Origin of the sequence: Marinomonas aquiplantarum, from assembly GCF_003314975.1 — a bacterium.
GTDB classification, from domain to species: Bacteria; Pseudomonadota; Gammaproteobacteria; order Pseudomonadales; family Marinomonadaceae; genus Marinomonas; species Marinomonas aquiplantarum.
Genome location: NZ_QNRF01000003.1, coordinates 19,529 through 44,719, shown reverse-complemented (window position 1 = coordinate 44,719; position 25,191 = coordinate 19,529). Strand labels below are relative to the sequence as shown.

Annotated in this window: 22 protein-coding genes; 12 read left to right on the top strand and 10 right to left on the bottom strand. The window is 43.8% G+C overall.

The features are described 5' to 3' along the window. Positions 1-97: 97 nt before the first annotated feature. The 3 genes from rlmKL to DFP76_RS06030 all read left to right on the top strand — a co-directional run bounded on the left by rlmKL (position 98) and on the right by DFP76_RS06030 (position 3,642). Positions 98-2,266 (top strand): bifunctional 23S rRNA (guanine(2069)-N(7))-methyltransferase RlmK/23S rRNA (guanine(2445)-N(2))-methyltransferase RlmL, encoded by a 2,169-nt coding sequence (gene rlmKL, locus DFP76_RS06040; RefSeq protein WP_113873768.1) that lies wholly within the window; start codon positions 98-100, stop codon positions 2,264-2,266. Between the two features lie 92 nt (positions 2,267-2,358). Next, complete coding sequence (purU, locus tag DFP76_RS06035) at positions 2,359-3,216, top strand: formyltetrahydrofolate deformylase (protein ID WP_113873767.1); 858 nt, start codon at positions 2,359-2,361, stop codon at positions 3,214-3,216. A gap of 162 nt (positions 3,217-3,378) precedes the next feature. Further along, the gene (locus DFP76_RS06030; protein WP_245931884.1) at positions 3,379-3,642 is read left to right on the top strand and encodes a formyltetrahydrofolate deformylase; all 264 of its coding nucleotides are present in this window, start codon (positions 3,379-3,381) and stop codon (positions 3,640-3,642) included. 77 nt (positions 3,643-3,719) lie between these two features. Here the strand turns inward: DFP76_RS06030 and DFP76_RS06025 are convergent, their stop codons facing one another. Further along, a complete protein-coding gene (locus DFP76_RS06025) occupies positions 3,720-4,790 on the bottom strand; it encodes a DUF3549 family protein (RefSeq protein ID WP_113873766.1) in 1,071 nt (356 codons plus the stop codon). A 99-nt stretch (positions 4,791-4,889) separates the two neighbouring features. Between DFP76_RS06025 and DFP76_RS06020 the strand changes: the two genes are divergently transcribed. From DFP76_RS06020 to can, 5 genes are all read left to right on the top strand, one after another. Beyond that, positions 4,890-5,228 carry a YqcC family protein gene (locus DFP76_RS06020; protein ID WP_113873765.1) on the top strand — a complete coding sequence of 113 codons (339 nt, stop codon included), beginning with the start codon at positions 4,890-4,892 and terminating at the stop codon, positions 5,226-5,228. 3 nt (positions 5,229-5,231) lie between these two features. Next, positions 5,232-6,089 carry a DUF1853 family protein gene (locus DFP76_RS06015; RefSeq protein WP_245931883.1) on the top strand — a complete coding sequence of 286 codons (858 nt, stop codon included), beginning with the start codon at positions 5,232-5,234 and terminating at the stop codon, positions 6,087-6,089. A gap of 67 nt (positions 6,090-6,156) precedes the next feature. Then, positions 6,157-8,187, top strand: a complete 2,031-nt coding sequence (locus DFP76_RS06010; RefSeq protein ID WP_113873764.1) for a putative bifunctional diguanylate cyclase/phosphodiesterase — start codon at positions 6,157-6,159, stop codon at positions 8,185-8,187. Between the two features lie 92 nt (positions 8,188-8,279). After that, the gene (locus tag DFP76_RS06005) at positions 8,280-9,128 is read left to right on the top strand and encodes a putative RNA methyltransferase (RefSeq protein ID WP_113873763.1); all 849 of its coding nucleotides are present in this window, start codon (positions 8,280-8,282) and stop codon (positions 9,126-9,128) included. Positions 9,129-9,131: 3 nt separating this feature from the next. After that, a complete protein-coding gene (gene can, locus DFP76_RS06000; RefSeq protein WP_113873762.1) occupies positions 9,132-9,767 on the top strand; it encodes a carbonate dehydratase in 636 nt (211 codons plus the stop codon). Positions 9,768-9,867: 100 nt separating this feature from the next. Here can and DFP76_RS05995 read toward each other — a convergent pair whose 3' ends face one another. Together DFP76_RS05995 and DFP76_RS05990 are read right to left on the bottom strand one after the other, a co-directional pair. After that, a complete protein-coding gene (locus tag DFP76_RS05995) occupies positions 9,868-10,821 on the bottom strand; it encodes a LysR family transcriptional regulator (protein ID WP_113873761.1) in 954 nt (317 codons plus the stop codon). A gap of 90 nt (positions 10,822-10,911) precedes the next feature. Then, positions 10,912-12,102, bottom strand: coding sequence for an AGE family epimerase/isomerase (locus DFP76_RS05990; protein ID WP_113873760.1), 1,191 nt, complete (start codon positions 12,100-12,102; stop codon positions 10,912-10,914). Between the two features lie 175 nt (positions 12,103-12,277). On the opposite strand from DFP76_RS05990, the gene DFP76_RS05985 reads away from it, so the two are divergent. Together DFP76_RS05985 and DFP76_RS05980 are read left to right on the top strand one after the other, a co-directional pair. Beyond that, positions 12,278-13,480 (top strand): ROK family transcriptional regulator, encoded by a 1,203-nt coding sequence (locus DFP76_RS05985; protein WP_113873759.1) that lies wholly within the window; start codon positions 12,278-12,280, stop codon positions 13,478-13,480. Positions 13,481-13,484: 4 nt separating this feature from the next. Then, positions 13,485-14,978: a TyrR/PhhR family helix-turn-helix DNA-binding protein gene (locus DFP76_RS05980; RefSeq protein ID WP_113873758.1), complete on the top strand. Its 1,494-nt coding sequence runs from the start codon at positions 13,485-13,487 to the stop codon at positions 14,976-14,978. 62 nt (positions 14,979-15,040) lie between these two features. On the opposite strand, the gene DFP76_RS18085 is transcribed toward DFP76_RS05980, so the two are convergent. The 4 genes from DFP76_RS18085 to DFP76_RS05965 all read right to left on the bottom strand — a co-directional run bounded on the left by DFP76_RS18085 (position 15,041) and on the right by DFP76_RS05965 (position 17,863). Further along, positions 15,041-15,199, bottom strand: a complete 159-nt coding sequence (locus DFP76_RS18085; RefSeq protein WP_181799798.1) for a hypothetical protein — start codon at positions 15,197-15,199, stop codon at positions 15,041-15,043. 119 nt (positions 15,200-15,318) lie between these two features. Continuing rightward, positions 15,319-16,140, bottom strand: coding sequence for an HAD-IIB family hydrolase (locus tag DFP76_RS05975; RefSeq protein WP_113873757.1), 822 nt, complete (start codon positions 16,138-16,140; stop codon positions 15,319-15,321). A 153-nt stretch (positions 16,141-16,293) separates the two neighbouring features. After that, the gene (locus DFP76_RS05970; protein ID WP_113873756.1) at positions 16,294-16,641 is read right to left on the bottom strand and encodes a HopJ type III effector protein; all 348 of its coding nucleotides are present in this window, start codon (positions 16,639-16,641) and stop codon (positions 16,294-16,296) included. A gap of 28 nt (positions 16,642-16,669) precedes the next feature. Beyond that, positions 16,670-17,863, bottom strand: coding sequence for a Bcr/CflA family multidrug efflux MFS transporter (locus tag DFP76_RS05965; protein ID WP_113873755.1), 1,194 nt, complete (start codon positions 17,861-17,863; stop codon positions 16,670-16,672). Between the two features lie 250 nt (positions 17,864-18,113). Here DFP76_RS05965 and DFP76_RS05960 point away from each other — a divergent pair, with 250 nt between their 5' ends. Next, positions 18,114-19,973: an ABC transporter ATP-binding protein gene (locus DFP76_RS05960; protein WP_113873754.1), complete on the top strand. Its 1,860-nt coding sequence runs from the start codon at positions 18,114-18,116 to the stop codon at positions 19,971-19,973. A gap of 154 nt (positions 19,974-20,127) precedes the next feature. Here DFP76_RS05960 and DFP76_RS05955 read toward each other — a convergent pair whose 3' ends face one another. The 3 genes from DFP76_RS05955 to DFP76_RS05945 all read right to left on the bottom strand — a co-directional run bounded on the left by DFP76_RS05955 (position 20,128) and on the right by DFP76_RS05945 (position 24,065). Continuing rightward, entirely contained in the window at positions 20,128-21,885 is a 1,758-nt protein-coding gene (locus tag DFP76_RS05955; RefSeq protein ID WP_113873753.1) for an alpha-amylase family glycosyl hydrolase, read from the bottom strand. A 72-nt stretch (positions 21,886-21,957) separates the two neighbouring features. Continuing rightward, complete coding sequence (locus DFP76_RS05950; RefSeq protein WP_113873752.1) at positions 21,958-23,184, bottom strand: glycosyltransferase family protein; 1,227 nt, start codon at positions 23,182-23,184, stop codon at positions 21,958-21,960. Positions 23,185-23,237: 53 nt separating this feature from the next. Continuing rightward, entirely contained in the window at positions 23,238-24,065 is an 828-nt protein-coding gene (locus DFP76_RS05945; protein WP_113873751.1) for an HAD-IIB family hydrolase, read from the bottom strand. Between the two features lie 127 nt (positions 24,066-24,192). Here DFP76_RS05945 and DFP76_RS05940 point away from each other — a divergent pair, with 127 nt between their 5' ends. Continuing rightward, positions 24,193-25,065, top strand: coding sequence for a DMT family transporter (locus DFP76_RS05940; protein WP_113873750.1), 873 nt, complete (start codon positions 24,193-24,195; stop codon positions 25,063-25,065). Positions 25,066-25,191: the final 126 nt, after the last annotated feature.

Sequence of the window (25,191 nt, the reverse complement as noted above, 5' to 3'; positions counted from 1 at the left end):
GATGTGATCGTCTTCGTGCCAGGGCGGGATTTGATCCCGCCTTTCTTATTTATGGCTTGACCATATTGTCATGACACTGAACCAAAAGTATTGATTAATGAACCCAAATACAGAAACACCAGAGCAAGTGATGTACGCATTAGAAATAACCTGTCCAATCGGCATGGAGAATGTTCTTGAAAAAGAGCTGCACGCTGAAGGCTTAACACAAACTCGCTTAGGTGAAGCGCAAGTTAAACTGACAACGGATTTAGAAGGCATTTACAAAGCATGTCTTTGGTCTCGCGTTGGCACTCGCGTCATGTTGCCAATCGCCCAATTTAAAATGGAATCGGCGGACGATTTGTACAATGGGGTAAAGGCCATTGATTGGTCACAACACTTGTTGGTCAGTAATACCATTGCGATTGATTGCCATGGTACGAACCATCACATTCGTAATACTCAGTTTGGTGCTGTGCGAACCAAAGATGCCATCGCTGACTATTTTGTTGCTCAAACTGGCGAGCGACCAAGTGTTGAAAAAAATCAGCCTGATGTTCGGATTGCTGTTCGCATCAAGCGCGATGTTGTTACGGTAAGCGTTGATTTGTCTGGCGAGAGTATGCACAGACGCAGTTATCGTCAGCAAGGTGCAATGGCGCCGTTAAAAGAAAACTTAGCCGCTGGCTTGCTGTTAAGAGCGGGCTGGGGTGTGGATTCAGATCTGAAACAATTGATTGATCCCATGTGTGGTTCGGGGACGTTTTTGGTTGAGGCGGCATTGATGTCGTTGGACATTGCACCAGGCTTGCGTCGTCAGTACTGGGGATTTAAAGGTTGGAAGCAGCATGATCACCGTTTGTGGCAACAGTTAAATGACTTGGCGAAAAATCGTAAAAAAGACCCTGAAAGTTTAGGTATTCGCTTTCAGGGGACAGATCGAGAGCAAAAAGCCATTGCCGCTGCTCGTGAAAACATTAAGCGAGCAGGGTTAACTGGGCTCATTGAAGTGAGCATGTCACCTTTCCAAGAGCACGAATTTATCGTTGATGAAGCGCAACCAGGCTTGGTCATTACGAACCCTCCTTATGGTGAGCGTTTGGGTGATGAAATGGCATTGATTGCCTTGTATCGTCAGTTGGGTGAATGGGTTGTGAAGCATGCTCATGGTTGGCAATTTATGATGCTGACCAGTAATGATCATTTAGCCCGTCAAATCCCTGTTCGACCGGAAAAAAGTACCCGCGTGATTAATGGTGGTATTGAGTGTCGTGCTTATCAATTTCCGGTATTGGACGCCAATATTAAAGCGGACGCGGTCGCCCAATCTGTGATGACACCGGGCGCGCAAATGGTGGCGAATCGTTTGCAAAAAAACCTGAAAAAAATGAAAAAATGGGCCGTTAAAAACAAAATTCAATGCTTCCGCGTGTACGATGCAGATATGCCTGAGTATGCCGTTGCGATTGACTTGTATAACGACTGGGCTCATGTGCAAGAGTATCAAGCACCAAAAAGTGTTGACCCTGAAAAGGCTAAGCAACGTTTATTTGAAGTGGTGTCTGCGATCCCAAGTGCATTGAACATAGCGGAATCGAACGTGGTGGTGAAACATCGTCAGCGTCAAGCAGGGAAAGGCCAGTATGAGAAACTGGATCAATCACAACATGAAATGATCGTTGAAGAATACGGTTGTGACTTTATCGTTAATCTTAAAGATTATTTAGACACTGGGCTGTTTTTAGATCATCGACCGGTTCGTAAGTTGATCCAACAGAAAGCTGATGGTGTGCGTTTCTTAAATCTATTTTGTTATACCGCATCGGCGTCTGTGCATGCTGGTCAAGGTGGGGCTTTGACAACATTGAGTGTTGATATGTCAAATACCTACACAGACTGGGCGCGTCGTAATATTGAATTAAATGAGTTTTCTGAGCGTGATCATACAGTCGTGCGTGCAGATTGTTTTGAGTGGTTAAAACAGAGTCGTGATGAATTCGACCTGATTTTTATGGACCCTCCGACTTTTTCTAACTCAAAGAAAATGGCGGATGTGTTGGACATTCAGCGAGACCATGGTGACTTGGTGAGACTGGCGATGGCTAGGCTGGCCGCTGAAGGTGAGCTTATTTTCTCCAATAATTACCGTCGTTTCCGTTTGGATGACGATTTAATGAGTGAATTTGATGTACAGGATATTACTCGTTCGACATTGGATCCGGATTTTGAGCGTAATACTAAGATCCACCAATGTTATCTAATTAAACATAAATCTGTGCCTTAAGCGTTGGATCCAGTATAATTTCCTGAAAATTAATTTCGATTGTTTGTGAGTTATTTAACTTGCTGATTTTAAAAGGTTTATAAGTTTCTAGTATGAGAAAAACATTTCGTCTTGTGATTAGTTGTCCCGATCGAGTAGGGATTGTAGCGGCCGTTAGTCAGTTCTTAAACGAGCGTTCTGGTTCGATTATTGAAGCAAGTCACCACACAGACTTAGAGCAAAAGTGGTTTTTTATGCGTCATGATGTTGACGCCGAAAGCCTTTCAATTGACGTGGATACTTTCCGTGAAGAATTCGCGCCAATTGCAGAAGAATACAATATGAAGTGGTATGTGAAAGACAGTGAAGACCGTCCAAAAGTCATCTTAATGGCTACGAAAGAGTCTCATTGTTTAAATGACATCATGCATCGCTGGCACACTGGCGAATTGAACTGTGAGATTGTTGGTGTCATCGCAAACCATGAAGATCTTCGCTCTATGGTGGAATGGTATAACGTGCCGTATTTTTGTATCCCGGTGCCAAAAGAAAACAAGATGCCGGCGTTTCAAGAAATTGAAGCTCGTATTGATGAAACCGGTGCGGATACCATTGTGCTGGCTCGTTATATGCAAATTTTTCCAGAATATTTGTGTGAGAAGTACAAGCATCAAGTGATCAACATTCACCATAGTTTCTTGCCATCCTTCATTGGTGCTAAGCCTTATCATCAGGCAGCGGTAAGAGGGGTTAAGCTGATTGGGGCGACTTGTCATTATGTGACAGCAGATCTGGATGCGGGTCCAATCATCGAGCAGGATGTTATTCGAGTACGTCACAGTCATTCTGCAGAAGATATGGTGCGACTAGGGAAAGACATTGAAAAATTGGTGCTGTCTCGAGGTTTGCGTTACCACTTGGAAGACCGAGTTCTGGTGCACGGTAATAAGACAGTGGTCTTTGCTGACTAGATCACTAAAAAGTTGATAAAAAAGGGAAGACCTTGCAAAGGTCTTCCCTTTTTTTATGTTTTTTATCTTTTTGTAATATTAAGTTAGTTGAAATTTCGTTTTCCGAAAAAGCGTCTATAGTTATTTTTATGAGTTATTTAACGAGACGGCAATGAGAGGGAAATGATGAAACTCAAGTTAACGCCAACTCAAAATTTATGCGTTGGATTTTTAGAGTCTGGATTCAAGCTGGTCCAGATGGGAGAGCAATATTACTTTGTGAAGGGAGAGAGAAGGCAAAAAGTGCTCCCTAAAACGTTAGATGCTTTAGTTAACCGAGGTGCGTTGTCTTATACAGATCAAGGGGATTATATTTTAAGTGCTGAGTTTGTTGCTCATCGTAAACGTATGAGAGAAGCCAGCGAGGCGGTTCCTGTGCGTCATTAAGTGGTAGTTCTGCTTGTTTAACCCAAACCTTTCATTGCTGAAAAGTTTGGGTTTTTTTTGAGCTTTTTTAATCTTATTTACTGGATAGAGCTTGGGGTTTGGGTAAATAAATGGCCCACAGCCTGAGCTAAGTTAGGACTAATGCGCTCACTTCGTAATAGCTGCCATAATGGTTGCTTAGTTTCTGGGTGTTGGCTGAGTTCAGCGGTAATCTGTTTGAAGGCAATGTAACCATCGTCACGATGGGCGAGTTTTTCCATCACAATTCTAAGCAGTTGCGGGTTGGTGCTCAGCCAATGAGGGCACTTGGCGGCCAACGCTGCGATCAAGTGAATATCGTCATCTGTGCAGCTGGCTAAGTCACCTAGAGTACCAAACAAAGGCAGCAGCAAGCGATCATTGAATGGCGCTTTAGATAGGCCACGTACATAGCTGGCCTTTAATAACGCATCTTGCTCAGACGATAGTTTCGCTATCAATACTTCTTGCAGGCTCTCTGGTAAGTGTTGATGCTCTAAGGCGTGACAAAGAGCAGACACAAAGGTGGATGGTGCATCCGTAAGGGCCTTTAAGGCAAGATCGCAATGAGTTGCGTCATCCATACGAACGGCCAGTTCGGCAATGCCTTGTAGGCCAAGATTTTGCCATTGGTCTCCTTGGGCGGAAATGTCACTTTGCAGATATTGAATCACATCGTGATAGTAATGAGACGCCGCTTTGTTTAAATCTTTGGCTAGTCGTGCGTGAAAGCTGGCCATGCGCTCTTGATCAGGTTTAAAAGCATAAGGACTATCTTCTAGTGCTTCTGATAAGCCTTGTTGTTCCCCCTTATGAAGGATTTTATCGACAATGGTTTTGATAAAATGGTCTCGGGTGCCTAAATTCAATGCGCCAGCTTCGTCTAGTGGTAACTTCAAAAACCAAATCACCCCTTCGTTTAAAACGTCATCTTTTGTGGCGTTTTTGTCTTTTAATAGGCAAGCTAACCATGCGTGCTGTCGAAAAGGGTAGGGATAAGCCTGTTGTTTACGGTCAAATTGGATGGCTTGCTGCGGCGTTACTTTGTTAAGGCAGCGTCCAAGATCGTAGTAGGTTACATCACAACCGACCATATCAAATAAGTCGGCAAGGGATTCAATTTTATTCATGCTAAATATTTGCTCAAGTGGCCGATAAATTACCTAATGTATTATTTATCGGTGATAAACAGAAAACCTATTTTACCGTTTTTATAAGGAGAAATCAGGTTGAATCAAACCTTTTCTAATCATCATACTCTAGCGGACCTTTTGATCGCATTGCAGATCAGCTTGCAAGATAGTGGACTCTGGGAATGCGAGCAACCCAGTCAAGAAGCATTACAAAGTCAGCAACCTTTTTGCATCGATACCATGTCCTTTGAGCAGTGGCTTCGATACGTGATGATAGAAAAATTTAAGCACCTTTTGCAAAGCGGTTCGGCTTTACCTAATCGCTGCCATATTTCGCCCATGGCAGAGGAGGCGTTTAAAGGAAATGCTGATGTTGACTTGGATCGTATAATTGGCTGCCTTGATCAAATAGACCAACATTTGAGTGGTCAATAAAAGATGTTGCCTTTGGATGCTAAGCAAGTATTGAGCGACTTGGAGTGGCTGGTGGATGGGCATTATATTCTTGCTGATTTTCAGTTGAAGCCATACTGGCGAACGGATTGGCAGGAAAAACTTGCTTTGCTCAGACAAAATCCAAGCCCTTTGATAGCAAAGCTTGAGCAAACGAAATCCCATTTCTTAGGCAGCTATTTTGAAACCCTATTCAGCTTTGCTATTGCTGAATTATCGGTATTAAGCATTCAACGTGAGCATTTTCAAATAACGCGCCAAGGCAAAACATTAGGGGAAGTAGACATGCTTGTTGCTTTGCCTGATGGTTCGCTGCAGCAGTTTGAGTTGGCCATTAAATTTTATCTTCATCGACCTGATTTAGCACCCCATGACTGGATTGGGCCCAATAAGAATGATAGTTTGATTAAGAAGGTCACTCGGGCTCAGCAGCATCAATTACAAATCCTTAAGACAGAAGAAGGAGCTGATAGCATTCGCGAGCTGCCTTTTGATGGGGATATTAAAGCCAGTTTATTGATGTTTGGTCGGTTGTATAGAGCACTGCATACGGAATCTGATTTAGATGAGTGGTGGTGCGAAGAAGGTGGCGCGTGGCTTCGAGCTGGTGATATTTTATGGTTAAGGAAATACTTTTCGCACTTTATTGTTTTGGAAAAACCACATTGGATGGCTTTTCCGTGTTTTCAGGAGGATTTTACTTTCTTTTCTCCTGAAACTGCATACAATCTTGTAGGCAATCTCCTACATGATGATCGCCCTTTGCACCTTTGTCTGAGTTCTACTGGATTTGAGGCTGAGGGTATAAAAAGGCATGTGTTTGTGGTTCCTGATACGTGGTGAAAACGGCTTGTCTGGCCAGTTATATAGTCGCTGTAGCATCTGATGTATTTGAGTAGTATTTAATTGAATGACTGACTTAGAAGAAGTTCTCCAAAATAAAATGCCGTCTGCGGCATGGGTAATTGACGTCGAAAACTCGACTGTGCCTATGTTGAATCAGGCTGCAGAACGTTTATTAGTCGGCTCATTAGGTCAAATACAGGCAGGCCAACGTCAAATTCCTCTTGCCCTGAAACAGAAATGGCAAAGTCGATTGTCCCGCTGTCAAAAAGGCCGGCAGTTTTCATGTCGATGGCCTTTTTCATCCGATCCATCGCAGAGTCATCAATGCGTCGGAAGTGCTGTTAAGTTACCTGATGGCCGTTATGGCATACTGCTCGAGGTCATCTCCACCGATATCACTTCTACCGGCATCACTAAAACCCCTTCCGCTGTTCCTGAAAAAGATTTGGGCTTGTTACAGCAGTTTAAAACCTTATCTTTTGCTATCTTTGCCCTTGATGGTGAATTTATTAACGCCAGTGAGTTTTTCCTTAACCATTTTGGAGAAGTGAAGCACATTAATTATTTGTTTGCGGTGTCTTCGGCGGCCAAGAGTTTTATGGCTCGTGTGAATGGTCAGTCCAGTTTGTCGCAAGAAATTATGCTGTCCACAGCGAATGGCGTTCGTTGGCATAGAATTGAAGCCAGTTTTGATGCCGAATTAGGTCAAATATATTTATTGGCTCATGATATTCAGGAAGAACGAGACCACGAAGTGGCTTTATACCGGTTAAACAATTATGACAGTTTGACCAATTTGCCAAATCGAAACCTATTGTACCAACAGCTTGAAAGTGCTTTGCAGAATGCTAAAAAGCGCGGGCGTCAATTTGGCTTGATGTATTTAGACCTTGATGGTTTCAAGGTGGTAAATGACAACTTTGGTCATCGAGTTGGGGATGAATTGATTCAGCGTGTTGCTGAACGTATTAAGGCGAGCATTCCTGCTGGGGCTTGTTTATACCGCTTAGGCGGTGATGAGTTTGTGGTGGTTCTAGAAAATACTAATGCGCTGTCGGAGCTTGAGGACATTGCGCAGAGTATTATGCAAAATGCCAGTAACACATACCCTGTTGCCAAAATGGAAATGATGATCAGTGCCAGTATTGGTATTGCCAGTTATCCGCAACATGCAGATGACGTTGACAATTTATTGAAAAATGCGGATGCCGCCATGTATCGTGCCAAATCCACTGGGCACAATTTGTATTTCGTTTATGAAAATCAAATGGCCGATAACATCAATGCCCATTTAACCTTGGGTGGTGGCTTGCGTAAAGCGATTGAAAATGAAGAGTTTGAATTGCATTACCAGCCGAAAGTGGCCTTACCCGATGAGAATGTGGTTGGTGCAGAGGCGCTCATTCGTTGGAATCACCCGGATTTAGGCATGGTAAGTCCAGATAAATTCATTCCTCTTGCTGAAGAAAGTGGATTGATTTTGCCTTTAGGTGAATGGGTCATTCGTCGTGCTTGTCGTCAGTTACAAGAATGGCGAGAGCTGGGTTATCCCGCTATTTGTCTGTCTGTTAATTTGTCGAGTCGTCAATTTATGCAAGCCGATTTGGTGGATATGGTCCAAGGAATTTTGGAAGAAACTGGAGTAGATCCTGCGTATCTGGAATTGGAATTAACGGAAAGTATGTTGATGACCGATGCGAAGCAATCCATTGAGAAGCTTCACAGTTTTAGAGAACTGGGGCTCACGCTGTCGATTGATGACTTTGGGACGGGTTATTCCTCTCTTTCCTATCTGAAGAAGTTTCCTATTCAAACGTTAAAGATTGACCGATCATTTATTCATGATATTGGCATTGATGGTGATAATGATGCGATCGTCAAAGCCACTATAGCCATGGCTAAAAGCTTGAATTTGAAAGTGATTGCTGAAGGCGTCGAGCACAGATCGCAAGTGAATGCTTTAGGTGGTTATGATTGCCAAGAGGTTCAGGGTTTTTTGTACTCCAAGCCTTTGCCTAGTGATGATTTTGTGCAATTTATGCAAAAGCAAGTAGGGCATGAGTCTTTCGCTCTTGTCGAAACAGGCTCTTTATAAATTGCAATTATTCGTCAATTTCTGAATGACTACTTGCTAGCCCATCAGGAACCTTTTAACCTAAGCGCCAGACTGTAATTGACGGATTAACTGTGCCTTCCCTCGAAAATTTATCTTGTCCTATTGATGGAGCTGATCTTCTACTCGAAGGTCGAAGCTTAACCTGTGCTAATAACCATAGTTTTGATTTGGCTAAAACAGGCTATGTGAATTTACTACCAGTCCAAAACAAACGTTCAAAAGACCCTGGTGATAGCAAAGAAATGGTGTTGTCACGTCAAACCTTTCTTAATCAACAACATTATTTTCCGATTGTCGACGCGATTTTTGCTTCTTGGCCAAAGCAGCAACTTTTTAGTGGTGTTCGTATTTTGGATGCTGGCTGCGGTGAAGGATACTACTTATCACACCTTGGTAAAGCGTTTGATAAACACAATATTTTGACCGACCGGATTGGTCTGGATATTTCCAAATGGGCCGTGATGTCCGCCAGTAAACGCGATAAAGAGATTGGGTGGATTGTTGGTAGTAATGCCAGTTTACCTGTGCCTGATAAGCGTTTCGATGTGATTTTATGCTTGTTTGGTTTTCCTGTATTTGATGAGTTTTCACGTGCTTTAGAAGATTCGGGACAGTTGCTTTTAGTGGAATCTGGGCCGCGCCATTTGATTGAGTTACGCGAAGTGCTTTATGAACGTATCCATGACTATAAACCGACTTACCCAGACGGTATTGCCAACTTTGAGTTGCAATCAGAAGAGTCGAAATGCTTTTCCTTTGAGTTACAGAGCCAAGCACAAATTCAAGATTTATTGAGTATGACGCCACACATTCATAAAGCGTCATATGAAGGGAAGTTGGCTATTCAAAAGATAGAAACGATGAGTATTACCGCCGACATTAGGTTGCGCTGGTATCGAAAAAAGACAGGAGAGAAGTAGACAATGCCAAAGCAAAAAATAGAAGACCTATTTAAGAAGAATCGTGATTGGGCAGCCAAGGTATCCGCAGAAGATCCTGAATTTTTTTCTACTCTATCAAAACAACAACAACCAGAGTATTTATGGATTGGCTGTGCAGACAGTCGAGTTCCAGCCAATCAGATTGTCGATTTATTACCGGGGGAAGTGTTCGTTCACCGTAATATTGCTAATGTTGTTGTACACACGGATTTAAACTGTTTGTCTGTGATTCAGTTTGCTGTTGATGTCCTGAAAGTAAAACACATCATGGTGGTTGGGCATTATGGTTGTGGTGGCATTAAAGCGGCGATGGGGACAGAAGAACATGGCATGATTGATAATTGGTTGCGCCACATTAAAGACGTTTATCGACTTCACCGTGAGGAAGTCGATGCCATTGAAGACGAACATCAACGTTTTGATCGTATGTGTGAATTAAACGTTATGGAACAAGTGTCCAATGTGTGCCAAAGCAGTATTGTTCAAAATGCGTGGAAACAAGGCCAAGAGTTACACGTTCATGGTTGGTGTTACAGCATTGAAAATGGTCATATTACAGATTTAAAAGTCTCTGTATCTGATGGTCAACAAGCTAAAGAAACCCTAGAAAACCTATAGTAGTCATCAATAAAAAAGCCTCTGGCGCTTTTCTTATAGAGCGCCAGAGGCTTTTTTGTTTTTTGAGTCGCTGGCGTTATAGCCGAATGACAGCGTCTCGTTAAAGATTATTACTTTCAGCAATGGCCTTAGCACAAACTGCAATGCTAGAGCGTAGCCAGATATGGCCTGGATCGTGTTGTAATAACGGGCTCCAGAGCATTTTTAGTTCGACTGGCTGAATCTCAAAAGGAGGTGGTAACACGGACACATGAGGGTTGTCTTTCATTAAGCGTGTGGCTAAGGAAGGTAAAGTGGCAATTAACCCCAGTTGTTCGGTGGCACGCATGGCAACATTGTAATTACGGGTGAATAGTCGAATATTACGTTTGAAGCCGAGATCCGCCAAGGTACCATCGACCCAGCCCAGTTTTTGCACTTCTTCGGGTTGAATTCCCACTCCGACACCGAAGCCGGTTTTGCTTACCCAAACATGAGGCGAAGATAAGTAAGTTTCCAGGCTGAAATTTTTGGAAATGTCTGAATTGGTTGGAACGAGACAAGAGAATTGATCAACCCAAACGGATTTCTGATGAAACGACTGTGGTAGGGTGTCAAATCGATTGATGACTAAGTCGACTTTACCTTTCTCCACATCGTGGAAGCTAACATCACTCGGGTTCATTACATCCAAAATGACATTAGGGGCCTCTTCCTGTAATTTTTTCATTAACGGTGGAATAAGCGTGGCTTCAGCATAGTCACTGGCCATGATGCGAAATACTCGTGAGCTGGATTCGGCTTCAAAGTTCTGACCAAGATGCAACACTTCATCCACGGATTGTAGGATATTTTGTACCCTTGGTTGCAGTTGGATAGCTAGCGCTGTTGGCATCATGCCATCACTGGTTCGAACCAATAGAGGGTCATGAAATAAATCTCTGAGTCGTCTTAGCCCATTACTCATGGCGGGTTGTGTGATGCCAAGCTGATTGGCAGCATGAGTCACGTTTTGTTCTCTTAACAAAGAGTCTAAGTAACGAAGTAAATTGAGATCTATTTTGTCTAACTGCATATGGAGAGGGGCCCGTGTCCACTAACAATGGGGCTGCATCATACTCTATTTCTTGAATGAATAGAATGACCGCCCCATTTGGGTGAGAGATTAAATCTCTTTGCTGAGCTGCTCAATGACTTCATAACAAGCGCCCATGGTGTGGTAATCGGTTTTACCTGCCGGGCTTTTACAATCATCAATGGCTTGGTTATCTTGTGTCAGAATGCGGAACCATGCGCCATATTGATGATCAATCATGTGCTCCCAACTGTATTGCCAGAGCTGCTGATACTTGTCCCAGTAGTGAGATTGTTGCGTCATAATGGCAAGCATGGCGGCCGCGGCAAAGGATTCAGCTTGAACCCAAAAATATTTATCGCCGTCGCAGACCTTACCTTGTAGGTCATATCCATAGCAAAGACCACCGTGTTGTTGATCCCAAGCTTTGTCCCAAGCTTGATTAAATAGACGCTCAGCCGTTGGGATAAGCCAATCGAGTGGACGGCGTTGATGAATAAGCAATAACAGTTTCGCCCATTCTGTTTGGTGTCCTGGCTGAAATCCCCATGGGCGGAATAAATGTTTTGGGTCATCTTGGTTGTATTGCCAATCAACTTGCCAGTCCTGTTGGTAATGCTCCCATATTTCGCCGTTGGCAAGTTTAGCTTGGCGTATGCAAATATTTTGTGCCAAGGTTTGTGCACGATCAAGGTGATGAGTTTCTTGAGTCGCATCATAAGCGGCGAGCAAGGCTTCACATGAATGCATATTGGCATTTTGGCCCCGATAAGGAGACACCGTTTGCCAATCGGCTGTAATTTCATCTTTATAAAGTCCGTGACTGGCATCCCAGAAGTGTTCTTCCATCGTCGAAAAGGTTTCTTCTAGCCAAGCTTTTGCTTCACTGATGCCTGCTTTGTAAGCCATTGAATACGCCAACATAACGAAGGCAAAGCCATAACAATGATTGGTTTCATCTAAGTTCTTTTCGCCACTGAGTAACCAGACATAGCCACCATTTTCTCGTAAATGGCGTTGACGTAAGTAGTGAACACCGTGTCTAGTGGCATCAAGATAAGCTTGTTGTGGATCCGCAAGATAGGCTTTGGCATAGTTAAAAACAAAGCGTGTACTGCTGACTAGGTGGCGAGTGTCGGCGTCATAAATGTCACCGTTGTCTTTATAGAAGTGATAAAAGCCACCTTTAGGGTCGATACAGCGCGGATGGTAAAACGCGAAAGTAGATTGAATATGAGACTTGAGAAAGTCGATAGACTGAAAGTCTGCAGGTGCTGGCATGGTATTATCCTTAAAATGGTCGTGATGACCTTGTTATTTTTGTTGCGTGGAAATGAGTAAATCGGTCTCAAGTCCATGTTTAATGGTTACGTTATTAAAACAAACAGATTAAATCAACTAGATTTAATAAATAGAAGTGGTTAGTTTACAGGCCTCTAAAAAAGGTAAGGTTGAAATGAAGTCGTCAGGCAGTACTTCTGAACAAAGTCGCATCTACAATGAAAGAATCATTTTACAACTGGTTCGACAGCACCCAGAGATTTCTAGAGTCGAAATTGCAAAACGCACAGGATTAAGTGCTCAAACCATTTCCGTGATTACCTCTTCATTGCTGGAGAGAGAGTTATTGTGTGTGGTGGGGAAGGTGACCGGTCGTCGCGGGCAGCCTTCTATTAAATTAAGCATTAATCAGCAAGGTGCTTACGGTTTAGGAATCAATGTCGACCGTAATCATATTAGCGCTGCGTTATTAGATTTCAGCGGTGCGCAAGTTTTACTGTTGGAGCGAGACGTCTCTTTTCCAACCGAGTCATCGGCGAAGAGTATTGCCCGTGACGTCATTGAAGAAGTGAAGCAAAAGCTTGGTCAAGATTGGTTAAAGGTAAAAGGCATCGGTTTGGCCAAACCAGATTACATGGATTCTTGGTTAGACAGTTTGGTAACCAATTCAGATCAACGCAGTGACCTTAATGCTTTGCAAGCCGCGTTAGCATATTGGCAGTCCGATGCGTTTGAGACTTGGTTGGCTGAGGTAACAGACTTGCCATGTTTTTGTCAGAACGATGCTGCCGCAGCAGCGACCAGTGAATTATTGTTGGCACCAAAGCCACCTTCAAAAGATTTCTTTTATTTGTTTGTTAGTACTGCTTGTGGTGGCAGCTTGGTGGCCAATGGTGAATGCTACTTCGGTGCCAATGGCAAGGCTGGAAGTTTTGGCCTAATTCCAACGACCACAGGGAAGCATGGTCAGTGGGTGTTAGAGGCGCTGTCATTAGCTTCCCTGCATCGTTATTTAACGGCAAAGGGGTTCACATGGCCTGAGCAAGATCAGGACTGGTTACAGCCTTCTTATGGTGTTGAGATTGAATGCTGGGCGATGGAAGTGGCAGAGGAAGTGAAAGCAGCCTTGGTGTCTGTCATCGCTTTGTATGATCCCCAGGTGATATTAATTGGTGGGCGATTGCCCGAAGCGGTCTTAACTCAGTTGATTATGGCATTGCGTCGGGTTGTCTCAGCAAATATTGTCTTGCCGATGCCTGACATACAAATCGCACAAACTGGCTATACTGCAGGTGTATTAGGGGCAGCCGTATTGCCACTATATGAGACATTTGCGCCGCAACAAAACGTATTACTGCTTAGCTCAAAAGGGTCATGACACCATGAGGTTGGAAATTCAATGTGAAGACAGAGTCGGGATGATACGAGAAATCCTAGACATCTTTATCCCACATCAAATCGATATGCGTTTGGTGGAGGCAGACTCTAAGCAGCGTTGTATTTACTGTGGTTTTTCTGATATTCCTTTTTCTCAGCTGCAGAGTTTACTGGCTGAAATTCGAAAATTAGACAGTGTTGAAGACGTTAAAACCATTCGCTTTACGCCCTTTGAAAGGGAGCATAATGCCCTTTATACCTTGTTAGAAAGTCTGCCTGATGGGGTGATTGCTGTTGACCTTTCTGGCCGCATTACCATGGTGACTGAGTTAGCGGCGGATGATTTAGGTGCATCAGTAACAGACTTGATGCATCAACCTTTACAACAGTTTATTAAGGGCATTCACTTCTCAAAAAGTGCTTGGGCGAACCCCAAGGCGGGCCTGAGTAAGCGAATTCGTATTCGCAATAAAACCTTGTTGTTAGAGATGCGTCCCTTTTTTGTTGTAGACGATGAAGGCGGCGACATTCCTGCTGGTACAGTGATTTATTTAAAGTCAGAGCAACGTTTGGATCGACAAGCCGCTAACCTTAAATTGGTGCCAGAAGCCGAAAATCATCTCGAAACCTTTTTTCAACCCGAAGTAATCAAGAGTGCAGCGATGGCTCATACCTTAAGGCAAGCCAAAGCCTTTGCAGAGGTGAATGTGCCATTGTTTGTACAGGGAGAGGTTGGAACGGGAAAGCGTCATTTAATCGAAGCCTTATTCCAATACTGGCAGAAGCGGCAATCTGACCAAGACGCCGAGCTGGTGGTGCGTCATGCGAAAGACATTCAATTGGATGATATTAAAGGTTTAGACAAGCATTCAGGTTGGTTTGTGATTGACCAGATCGAGCATTTGGCAGCAGAACAGCAGTTAAATCTATCAAGTTGGTTGCATCAGCAGGCGGATACGGTCACCAGTTTCGATCGACAAATGCGTTTGGTCACTTTGTCGAGTTTATCTCAAGCGAATTTATTGGCTTCTGGGCTCGAAGCGTCTTTGTACTTTGCGTTAGCCAAGGTCAGTTTGACTATGCCGTCCCTTAGGGAACGCCGTGAAGACCTTGAAGGGTTAGTGATTCATCTGTTGCGAGATTTAACGGAGCGTTATCGTAAACCTATGCCAAATCTTTCGAAAGAAGCCTTGACCAAGCTGAGTTTGCATTCATGGAGTGGAAACCTGTCAGAGTTACAAAATGTGTGTTTGCAGACGTTGTTACAAACAAAGAATAAAACATGGCAGGCGCAAGATATTGAACTACCAGAAGACAAGCATCTTTCTTTGACCTTGCAAAATGGCTCATTGGAAAAAACAGTAAAAGCTTGGGAGTCAACATTGTTGAAGCAGCTTTATCCTCATTACCCAAGCACTAGACGTTTAGCGAAAGCGGTTGGAATGAGTCACAGCGCTATCGCCAATAAACTCAAAGAATATGGTATCCAAGGGAAATAAAAATCCCGCGTATTGAATGTTGATTCCAAATCAGCGGGATTTCAAAAAGAGTTGTGAATAGCTTAGTAAGGACGTTGGCGACGAATAGGTTGACGCTTTTCTTCGCGCTCAATCTTAATTGGCTGTAACTTTGTTTTTGGTTGAGACACTGATTTCTGGATATTAGCTACCAAGAAAGCAATAACCGCACAAGCAGCTACGAACAAAACAAATTCAAACATGGCATTTCTCCAAACTAATTATTCTTATAACAATATGGTTCATTATGACCATAGGGTAAAGTGAAATATGTTGTCTTTTCGTTAATAAGGGCGAATTTTATTGTTTCAAGTCTCACCGCTTATAGGTTGTATCTGGCACGTAAATAACGAGCAACCCCATCTTCATCATGATGACCAATGACCTCAGTGGCGGCTTCTTTGACATGCAATAGTGCGTTGTCAGTAGCGAAGGCTTCATCGGCTTGATCAAACATGGATAAATCGTTGTCACCGTCTCCGAATACGATCAGTCTTTCGGCACCACATTCTTGCTTTAGTTCCATTAAAGCAGAGCCTTTACAAACATTACTATGATGAACATCAATCCAATGTGCATCAGGGTTATAGATACCGCCCCCAGAATACGCGGTGAGATGATCGTGTTTGTGACTTTCTTGAACGATTTTTTGAATAAAATCCGGATGACCTAACGCGCTGATATTGGTGATTTTTGAGTGCTTAGTAAGCTCGGATAATGGATGTAGACTCATGTTTTTGTGGTTGCCGAGTTCGTTGGCGATGTGATCGCTCAAGTGGCCAATAAGCGGTGCATGGTAAACTTGATGTGAGCCATCATCGGCTAAACAAAAGATAAAAGGGGTTATCTTGTGTTCGGCAAAGGTAAGTAATAGATCATCAATGTGGTCATGATTTAACAAATGACGGTGGCGGTATTGATTGGCTTGAGGTTCCCACCATTCCACGCCATTTTTAAAAATTTGCCAGTTAGGGAAGTCATGGCCAGCAATACACGGCATGGCAGCCAGATGAGTTCGCCCAGTGGCAATGGTGTAAAAGATGCCCGCTGCTTTCAGTTTCTCAAGTGTTTCTAGGGTGTAATTAGACAAACGTTGATGTCGATTAAGCAGTGTGCCGTCTAAATCAAATGCCACTAGTTCCATAGTCACCTCATCTTATTGAGAGAGCACTATCGCATTTTGTGACTTTGAACTTCAACCTTTGTAAGGTTGATTTTTTGTATCTGGCGGAAGAAAGGTCAAGTTAGAAGAAAGAGTAGGACGGTTTGTATTTAGGTAAACCATCCTACTTAAGCATTATTTTTCGGTTAATGCTGGCGCTGAAAAAACAATGCCTTTCCAGCCATTTAAAATAAACTGGCGGATATTTTGGTGATCATTGCCCTGTGGATTTTGCAATACATCCACTCGGTAAAAGTCACCAAATAAAGCCAGTGTTTCAGCTTCGTTAAGTTGGTTTAGCGAAGCAAAGGCGAAAATTTTGCAAGAGCCGTTGTTTTCATTCGCCGCGTTACTTTGTTCGCCATTGGTAAAGGCCGTAGGCGTGAATTCATATTCCTGATCAATGACGGCAATAACGTCTTTAAACGCTACTTTTTCGGGTGAAGATTTAACGATGTCGATTAAGGTTTGGGTGTTTAGCATGATAACTCCAGCTAGGTTCGTGGTCACCTCAAATACATTGGTTTTGTTTGGTGTATTTGACGGTCAATTTAAAAAGGATGAAGGATATTAATCCGCAGCTCGCCATAGTGGCAAGCATGGGGACGAAAGTACCATTGTGAAAAATACTAACCATTGCACCGCTTAAAGCGCCCAAGGCAAAGCGTGAAGTGCCTGCCAAAGCGGTTACACTACCATTGTTATTGCCGGCATTTTTCAAAGCACCTGCCATAAAACCACTGCTTAAAATCCCCATTGGTCCGACAAAAAGCATGCTAGCAAGCATGATAAGTGCTAGAGGTGGCTTTTCAAATAAGCACAATACCAACATAAAGATGGACGCCGCTAAGGGAATAAAACTGGCGTACTTAGAAAGCACCTCGGTCCCCAGCTTTTCTACAAAGCGACTATTGATGGTAGAAGCAATCATCATGGTGACGACGTTTACCCCAACAAGAAAGCCAAAATGCGCGGGGTCGACACCATACAGTTCAATGTAGACAAAAGAGGAGCCTGTAATGAAACTCATCATTCCGGAAAAGAAAAAGGCACCAGCGGCAATGTAGCCCAGAATAGATGGATTTTTAATTAGGATGCCGTAATTACGGATGGCACCCCATAACGAGAAAGGAGTACGTTTTTCAGTGGGGAGGGTTTCTGGAATTTTGACCCAAAAGAGCGCCATGGCAAGCATGGCTAACACCCCTAAAAAGGTAAAAATAGAATGCCAGCTAAATACGGTGAGAATGGCACCACCCAAAATCGGCGCAGCAAGAGGCGCCAATGCCATCACCAACATGATCATCGACATGGCTTTGGCAAACTCATTAATGGATAGTCCGTCTTTTACTAAGGCAGGAACGCATACAGCCACAGCGGCACCGCCTAATGCTTGAACTGCTCGACCTACCATGAGCACATCGTAGTTTGGCGATAAAGCGCAGATGAAACTGCCAATGGCAAAGACACTAAGTCCGCCCATGACGACTTTGCGACGTCCAATGGCATCGGAGATTGGGCCAAATAGGATTTGCAAAAAAGCAAAGACGATTAAATACAAACTTAAGGTCATTTGTACCAAGCTGATATTGATGTTCAGGTCTTTGGCAATGGTGGGAATACTGGGTAAATAGGCATCGACAGCCAGTGGAGTGAGGCCAGATAATAAGCCTAGAATAAGAATAATGGGTAAGGTTAAGGACATAATATGGCTTGAGTGATTCCCAATTGAGCGAGTCGCTAATATAAGGCGCTATTATAGCGTTTTTGCTAATGTGTTAGGCGAAATTAATTGTGTAAACACTAAGTAAAGGCGTCATCGGGTAGCGTCAGATGCTCCATATTGTGTGGTTTTCAAATGGCTTACATGTTTCAATTTCGTCAACTCAATCTTTTCCCACCGCACTCTAGTCGATGCTCTAACTGATCTGCATCGGGCTGTGACAAGGACTATTATGTTAGGACTTTTTGAAAAATGGATTGCTGCTTATCCTAAACAGGAAGCTGAGCAAGCGCCAAATACTCTTTATGCTTTTTGCCGCCATTATTCTAAGGGCGTTGAACTGCCATTGATACTCATGTCGTGCTTAACTGCTTTGATTGCGATTTTGGAAGTCACACTGTTCAGCTTTTTGGGGCAGCTGGTGGATTGGCTGATCGACAAGGATCCAAGTACTTTTTTTGCCGAAGAAGGTACGCATTTGATGTTAATGGGGTTGATGATTTTGGTGGCCATGCCGCTGCTAACTTTTTTCCATTCAGCCATTATTCATCAGGTGTTGTTGGGCAATTATCCAATGCGAATTCGTTGGCTGTCTCATCAATTTATTCTCAAGCAAAGTATGTCGTTTTTCCAAGATGAGTTTGCCGGGAGAATCTCCACTAAGGTGATGCAAACCTCATTGGCTGTTCGGGAAACCGTGATGAAGCTGTTGGATGTATTGGTTTACATTGGCGTCTATTTTATTTCCATGGTGGTGTTAATAGCCAAAGCGGATTACCGACTCATGTTACCTATGTTGGGTTGGTTGGTTTGCTATGTTTTGCTGCAGCTTTATTTTGTCCCTAAGTTGAAAAAAATCTCGGCCGAGCAAGCTGATGCTCGTTCTATTATGACTGGACGAGTGGTCGACAGCTACAGCAATATTTCAACGGTGAAATTGTTTTCGCATCACGATCGTGAAGCAGACTATGCCAAAGAAGGCATGGATGGCTTTTTGAAAACTGTGTACAAGCAAATGCGCTTAGTCACTTTTCTAAATGTTGGTGTACAAGGTTGTAATTATCTATTGGCGTTCGTGATTGCGGGTATGTCTATTTGGCTGTGGTCTGACAGTGTGATTAGCGTTGGTGCCATTGCTATCTCGGTGAGCTTAGCCCTGCGATTAAATGGCATGTCCCAGTGGATTATGTGGGAAGTCAGTGCTTTGTTTGAAAACATTGGCATGGTCAACGATGGCATGAAAACTCTGTCCCGTGAAGTTGAAATTGAAGACCAACCAAACGCGCCAGCATTGCAGGTCACGCAAGGTCAAATTGATTACAAAGCGGTGAATTTTCATTACGGCAAGACAGATCGTAAAGTCATTGAGGACTTGGTTTTATCCATTAAACCTGGTGAAAAAGTCGGCTTGGTTGGGCGATCTGGTGCGGGTAAATCGACCATCGTTAACTTGCTGATGCGCTTTCATGATGTGGAGTCGGGTCAAGTGTGCATCGATGGTCAAGACATCAGTCAAGTGACTCAGGAATCGTTACGGGCGCAGATTGGTATGGTGACGCAAGACACGTCTCTATTGCATCGTACGGTGCGTGAGAACTTGCTCTATGGGCGTCCAGACGCAACGGAAGAAGAGATGATTGCGGCAGCGAAAAAAGCCGAAGCTCATGAATTCATTCAGACGTTAACCGACCCATATGGCAATGTAGGTTACGATGCCATGGTCGGAGAGCGCGGTATTAAGTTATCTGGTGGTCAGCGCCAGCGTGTGGCCATCGCGCGCGTGTTGCTAAAAGACGCGCCCTTGTTGATTTTAGATGAAGCGACATCCGCACTCGATTCTGAAGTCGAAGCAGCGATCCAAGACAGTTTGTATAAACTCATGCAAGGCAAAACTGTCATCGCCATTGCGCACCGTTTATCGACCATTGCCGCGATGGATCGATTGATCGTCTTAGATAAAGGTCATGTGATTGAGCAGGGTAGCCATGAAGAATTAGTTAATGCAAAAGGCATTTATGCCGCGCTTTGGGCACATCAGACGGGTGGTTTTTTGGCCGAAGATGTGGCCTTAGAGTCAGATGAGACGGTATAACACTAAGATGATTACTTTTTAGATGAATGGATTATTGATTCTCAAGTAACAAAAAATGCGACCTCACGAGGTCGCATTTTTATTTGTCTTTTTGAGAGCCGATTCGCGTGAGTTTTTACGTTCGGTCTGCATTCATTAAAGGCTCAGTCGTTTCTTAATCGTCTTTGATCTTACCTTTCTTGTTAGCCAACCAAACAAATTGGTAAGGCATTAGGGTAACTTTGCCCAGATGATCTTCATATACCTGTTCCGAGACAAGATCGGTCCAAATGTCCGTTGCGATTAGATTTAGCTCTGACAAATTAAAATGCTGTGGCTGATCTGTCATGTTGTATACCGCAAAGAGGCTTTGTCTCCTGTCTAGGCTTTGACGCCAAAAAGCAAAGAGGTTTTCCCCCATGTGCAAGATATATTGCGTTGCATTGGGGTGGAAAGCCGGTTGAGCGCGGCGAACTTTTAACAAGTTGGTGACACTGTTAAAGACCTTTTGATGGTGCGTCGGTGTATTCAGCGCGTGATCTAATTCATCCATGTCCCAAATATGGCGATTAATCGAACGGAAGTGTCCCGTATTATCAACCCGTTCAAAGTCATTTTCTGTCCCGAATAGACTGTGAATGTAAAACGCGGGAACACCTTCTAGCGCCATCATCACACCTGCGGCACACAGGAAGCGAGCAAATTGCCATTGGTCTGGCCCTTGGTGCGCGGAACCTGACAAGGCGTCCCACAGACTGATGTTGATTTCGTATGGTTTGGCTTCGCCTTTTGGTGTGGTGCGTGAGCTGAGCTTGCCACCAAAACGTTTCATGGTGTTAATAAGGGTTTCCAGTTCCCATTCTGATAACAAACCTTCTGTTGGGCGCAAACCTATGCCATCGTGCGAAGCGATGAAGTTCAGGTAAGTGGTACCCTGCTGAGCAGGAGGCATACTCATTAGCCATTGTTTTAAGTGATTACAGTTACCGGTGACCAAGCTGTTGATCAACAACGGAGGTAGGGAGAAGTTGTAAATCAAGTGGGCTTCGTTGGCGTTACCAAAGTAGGTTAGGTTTTCCTGGTTTGGAATATTGGTTTCGGTGATGATCACGGCTTCAGGGGCATAATGCTCTATCATCAAACGTAATAGACGAATCATCTCATGGGTTTGTGGCAAGTTTATGCAAGTTGTTCCCGGGATTTTCCAAAGGAATGCGACGGCGTCCAGTCGGAACCAGCGAATGCCTTTCTCTAAATACAGACGAATGATGCGAAGGAATTCGATCAAAACATCTGGGTTTTCAAAATTCAAATCCACCTGATCGTGACTAAAGGTGCACCATACGTGTTTTTCACCGTTTTGGGTTTTCACTTCACGTAATAAAGGAGAGGTTCTGGGCCTGACCACGGCACTTAAATCGGCATTTGGGTCTGCTTCATAGAAAAAAGAAGCACCGGGCTCAACGCCGGCTTTATAGTTTTCAAACCACATGCTACGGCTTGAACAATGGTTGATGACTAAGTCCCCCATTACTTTGAAATCCTCAGATAAACTGGATACATGGTCCCAGTTACCGGATGAAGGATTGACGGTGGTGTAATCCATCACACTAAAACCGTCGTCTGAACTGTAGGGAAAGAACGGCAAAAGGTGAACAGCAGAAATACAGCAGGCCAGTTTGCTTTTGACAAAATTATGCAAGGTTTCTAATGGTGCTTCGCCTTTTTTACGCAGGGTGTCTGCGTAGGTGATCAGCATCACGTCGGACTGATCCCATAAGTTTCTATGAGGTCGAGGCGACTCGGTCGCTGGATCAAGAAAGAAGGTCGCTAAACATTGTCTCGCCAACTCTTTGTGGTCAAGTGTTGGGTAGAGAAGCTGCAAATGCGCCATTAACCTTTGCTCTAATTGTGACAAGGGAGCATGTTCCATAGTGAATTCCTGCTATTTCAAGTGATTGAAAACAACGCCGAAGCGCTCACTCAGTTAACACGGCTGGCTCGATTACTTCGGGCCAAACTCGGTCATATCTTTTTCTACGGCTTCTGCCAGTTGCGACATGACACCAGGGAAGGCACTGATGACACGATTCCAACTTGGAATGAAAGGGGTTTCCATAGGGTTTTCTAAATATTGGTTACCGGCTTTCATGATATTGCTGGCAAATAGTTCAACTGCCTGTTCTTCCGTGTGCACGTCTAGTTTTAGACCGTTGATTTCAGCATCATTACGATATGTTTCAATGAAGTCCAGCGCGACTCGAAAGTATGTGGCTTTTATTGTGCGGAAGGTTTCCTGATTGAATATAGTGCCATTGGTTGCCAACTTACGGAAAATGGCTTTGGTAATATCGATGGACATTTTTGATAAGCCGCCATCATCGTTATCAGCGGATAAATCTTGATGCTTATGATCGTAAATGTCAGCAATGTCGACCTGACATAAACGGTTAGGTGAATAGTTACGGTACATTTCACTTAACACGCCAATCTCAAGTCCCCAGTCACTTGGGATGCGCAGGTCCGTCATGACATCACGACGGAAAGAAAATTCCCCAGCTAATGGGTAGCGGTAGCTGTCCAGATAATCCAAGTAATTAAGGTGTCCTAATACTTTCTTCAATGAGTAAAGCAAAGGGGTGACCAATAAGCGACTGACTCGGCCGTTCATCTTGCCGTTGGCGGCGCGAGCGTAAAAGCCCTTACAGAATTCATAGTTAAAATTGGGGTTGGCCACTGGGTAGATTAACCGTGCTAATAACTCGCGGTCATACGTCACAATGTCGCAGTCATGCATGGCAATGGATTCCGCTTTACCAGCGGCAAGGTTGTAACCCATACAAAACCAGACATTTCGTCCTTTCCCTGGATCTGAAGGGGAAAGGTTTTCTCCTTTTAAGACACTGTCAATTTCTCTTAATCGAGGACCGTCATTCCACAGAACTTTATAGTTTTGCGGTAACACACTGAAAAACTCTAAAGCATGGCGGTATTGCTCTTCGGTGGCTCGGTCCAAACCTATAATGATCTCAGATAAATAGGGGACTTGTTGAAGATGCTTAATGATGTTTGGCATGGCCGCTGTTTCCAACTCGGAATACAAACAGGGCAGAATCAGAGACATAGGACGAGTCTTTGCAAATTCGCAAAGCTCTTTTTCCATTTCTTCAAGGGGGCGGTGTGCTAGGTTGTGAAGTGTGGTGATGATACCGTTTTGATGAAAGTCACCCATTATTAATCTCCTAAAATTGAAATATCTGTTCGTTATTTTTGTCGAGCCTTGGGTTATAAAATGCCTTGCTTGATTAATACTTGGTTAATGGCTTGCGCCCAACCTTTAGGGCCGTAATCGTCAGTCAACCAAGCGTCACTACGATTTGGTACTTCTGGTGGCGCATGAACGGGTGAGCGAATCACCACTGGAATGTCGGCTTTGCTAAGCATGCCAATGTCATTCTCGCCGTCTCCTAGCGCCATGGTGGTAATCAGTTCGTCGTCCAAATGTTGGCTTTGATACAGATCTTTTAGCCAGAGCATGGCATTGGCTTTATCACAGTCTTTCCCCATTAAGTGGGAAAAACGACCCCCTTTTTGAATTTGAACACCATAGGGTTTTAGATAATCGCGAAAGCTTTGTAGAGCTTGGTTGGAGTCAGTCCATACCATGGGTTCGGTGAACTCTCTTTGCATGGCAAGCTTGGCATTTTCTTCGCTTAATCCGGTTAACTTGATTAGCTGGTCAACGCTCATGTCACTAAAACGTTGGAAGGTGAATGTCTCTTGTTGGTCGTCAGTCATTTTGATTAGCGCTTCCCGCTTGGGGCCGAACGCCTTTAGCCAATAATCACCAACCTCTTCTAAAGGTTCTTTAATATCTAATTCAAGGGCTTTTGGAATGTAAACGGCTGAACCATTTTCAACGATAAAAGGGTCAAGGTGGTTTAAGGCTTTTCTGAGTGGAAGTAACTCATGAAAGGTTTTACTGGTATTAATGACACAAGGAATAGCAAAGGTTTTAAGAGACAGCATAGCGGACTTCGCTGGTTCGAAGCTGTAGGTGTGGTGATCCAATAATGTGCCATCTAGGTCTGTAAATATTAATAGGCTTGTCATCTCGTTTCCAATTGTGAGTCCATCAAGGTATTGCTGTTGGACGTTAAGGTTAGTCTTGCAAATGTGGTGCCAGTGCGTGACAGTAGGCTTTCCTTTTATCAGCTTAACTAGGGTTTTAAACAATTAGATGACAAGTTTGCTACGTTTGTATGTCGGGATATTTTTGGCTCTGATGGCGTTTGCTGCCAATTCAGTCTTGAACCGTTTGGCATTAGCGGATGGTTTGATTGACCCAGGGAGCTTTACCCTTTGGCGTCTACTAAGCGGGGCCATTACCCTGATGGTATTGTGCTTGGTTCACCAACTGGTAAAGGGTGGAGTGACTTTACCTAGTATGATGAAGGAGGGGAGTTGGACGTCAGCAACGGCCTTGTTTGTTTATGCTGTTGGCTTTTCCTATGCCTACATTACCCTGTCGACTGGTGTGGGTGCGTTGATTCTGTTTGCTGCGGTGCAGTTAACCTTAATAGGCTTTGCCATCTTTTTTGGGCAAAAACTCGGAAGGTTCGAGTGGTTTGGGCTGGTGTTGGCTTTTTCCGGTTTTGTGTATCTAGTGTTACCTACTTTAACCTCTCCTTCTTTGACTGGCTTTGTGCTGATGACCTTAGCTGGTGTAGCGTGGGGTTTGTATACCTGGCGCGGTAAAGCCTCTCGTTTTCCTCTGTTTGCAACGGCTTCTAATTTTGTACGTACTTTACCTATGCTGTTGATATTGCTGGTTCTGGTTGATCACTTCGGTGTGTTTCAGAGCAGTGTCGATGGTATTTTGCTCGCCGTGTTATCTGGGGCTGTGATGTCGGGGTTGGGTTATGCGCTTTGGTATGCCGTTCTGCCTCTAATCAGTGCTTCAATGGCTGCGGTGCTACAGCTTCTGGTGCCCATTATTGCCACCTTTGGGGGCGTGGTGTTTGCAGCTGAAAACATCAGCTTACACCTTGTTTCAGCGAGTGCGATTGTGCTGGGTGGTGTTCTGCTGGTGATCATGGGAAGAAAGAAATAACGCTTTTTTTTGGTGCATTAATGGTGCCGTGCATTTATTTGGTGATATATCGTGGCACAAGTTGTGGCATGAAGAGTCTGAGACTTGTTTGGGAATATTCGTAAATAATTTATGGAAAATAACTGG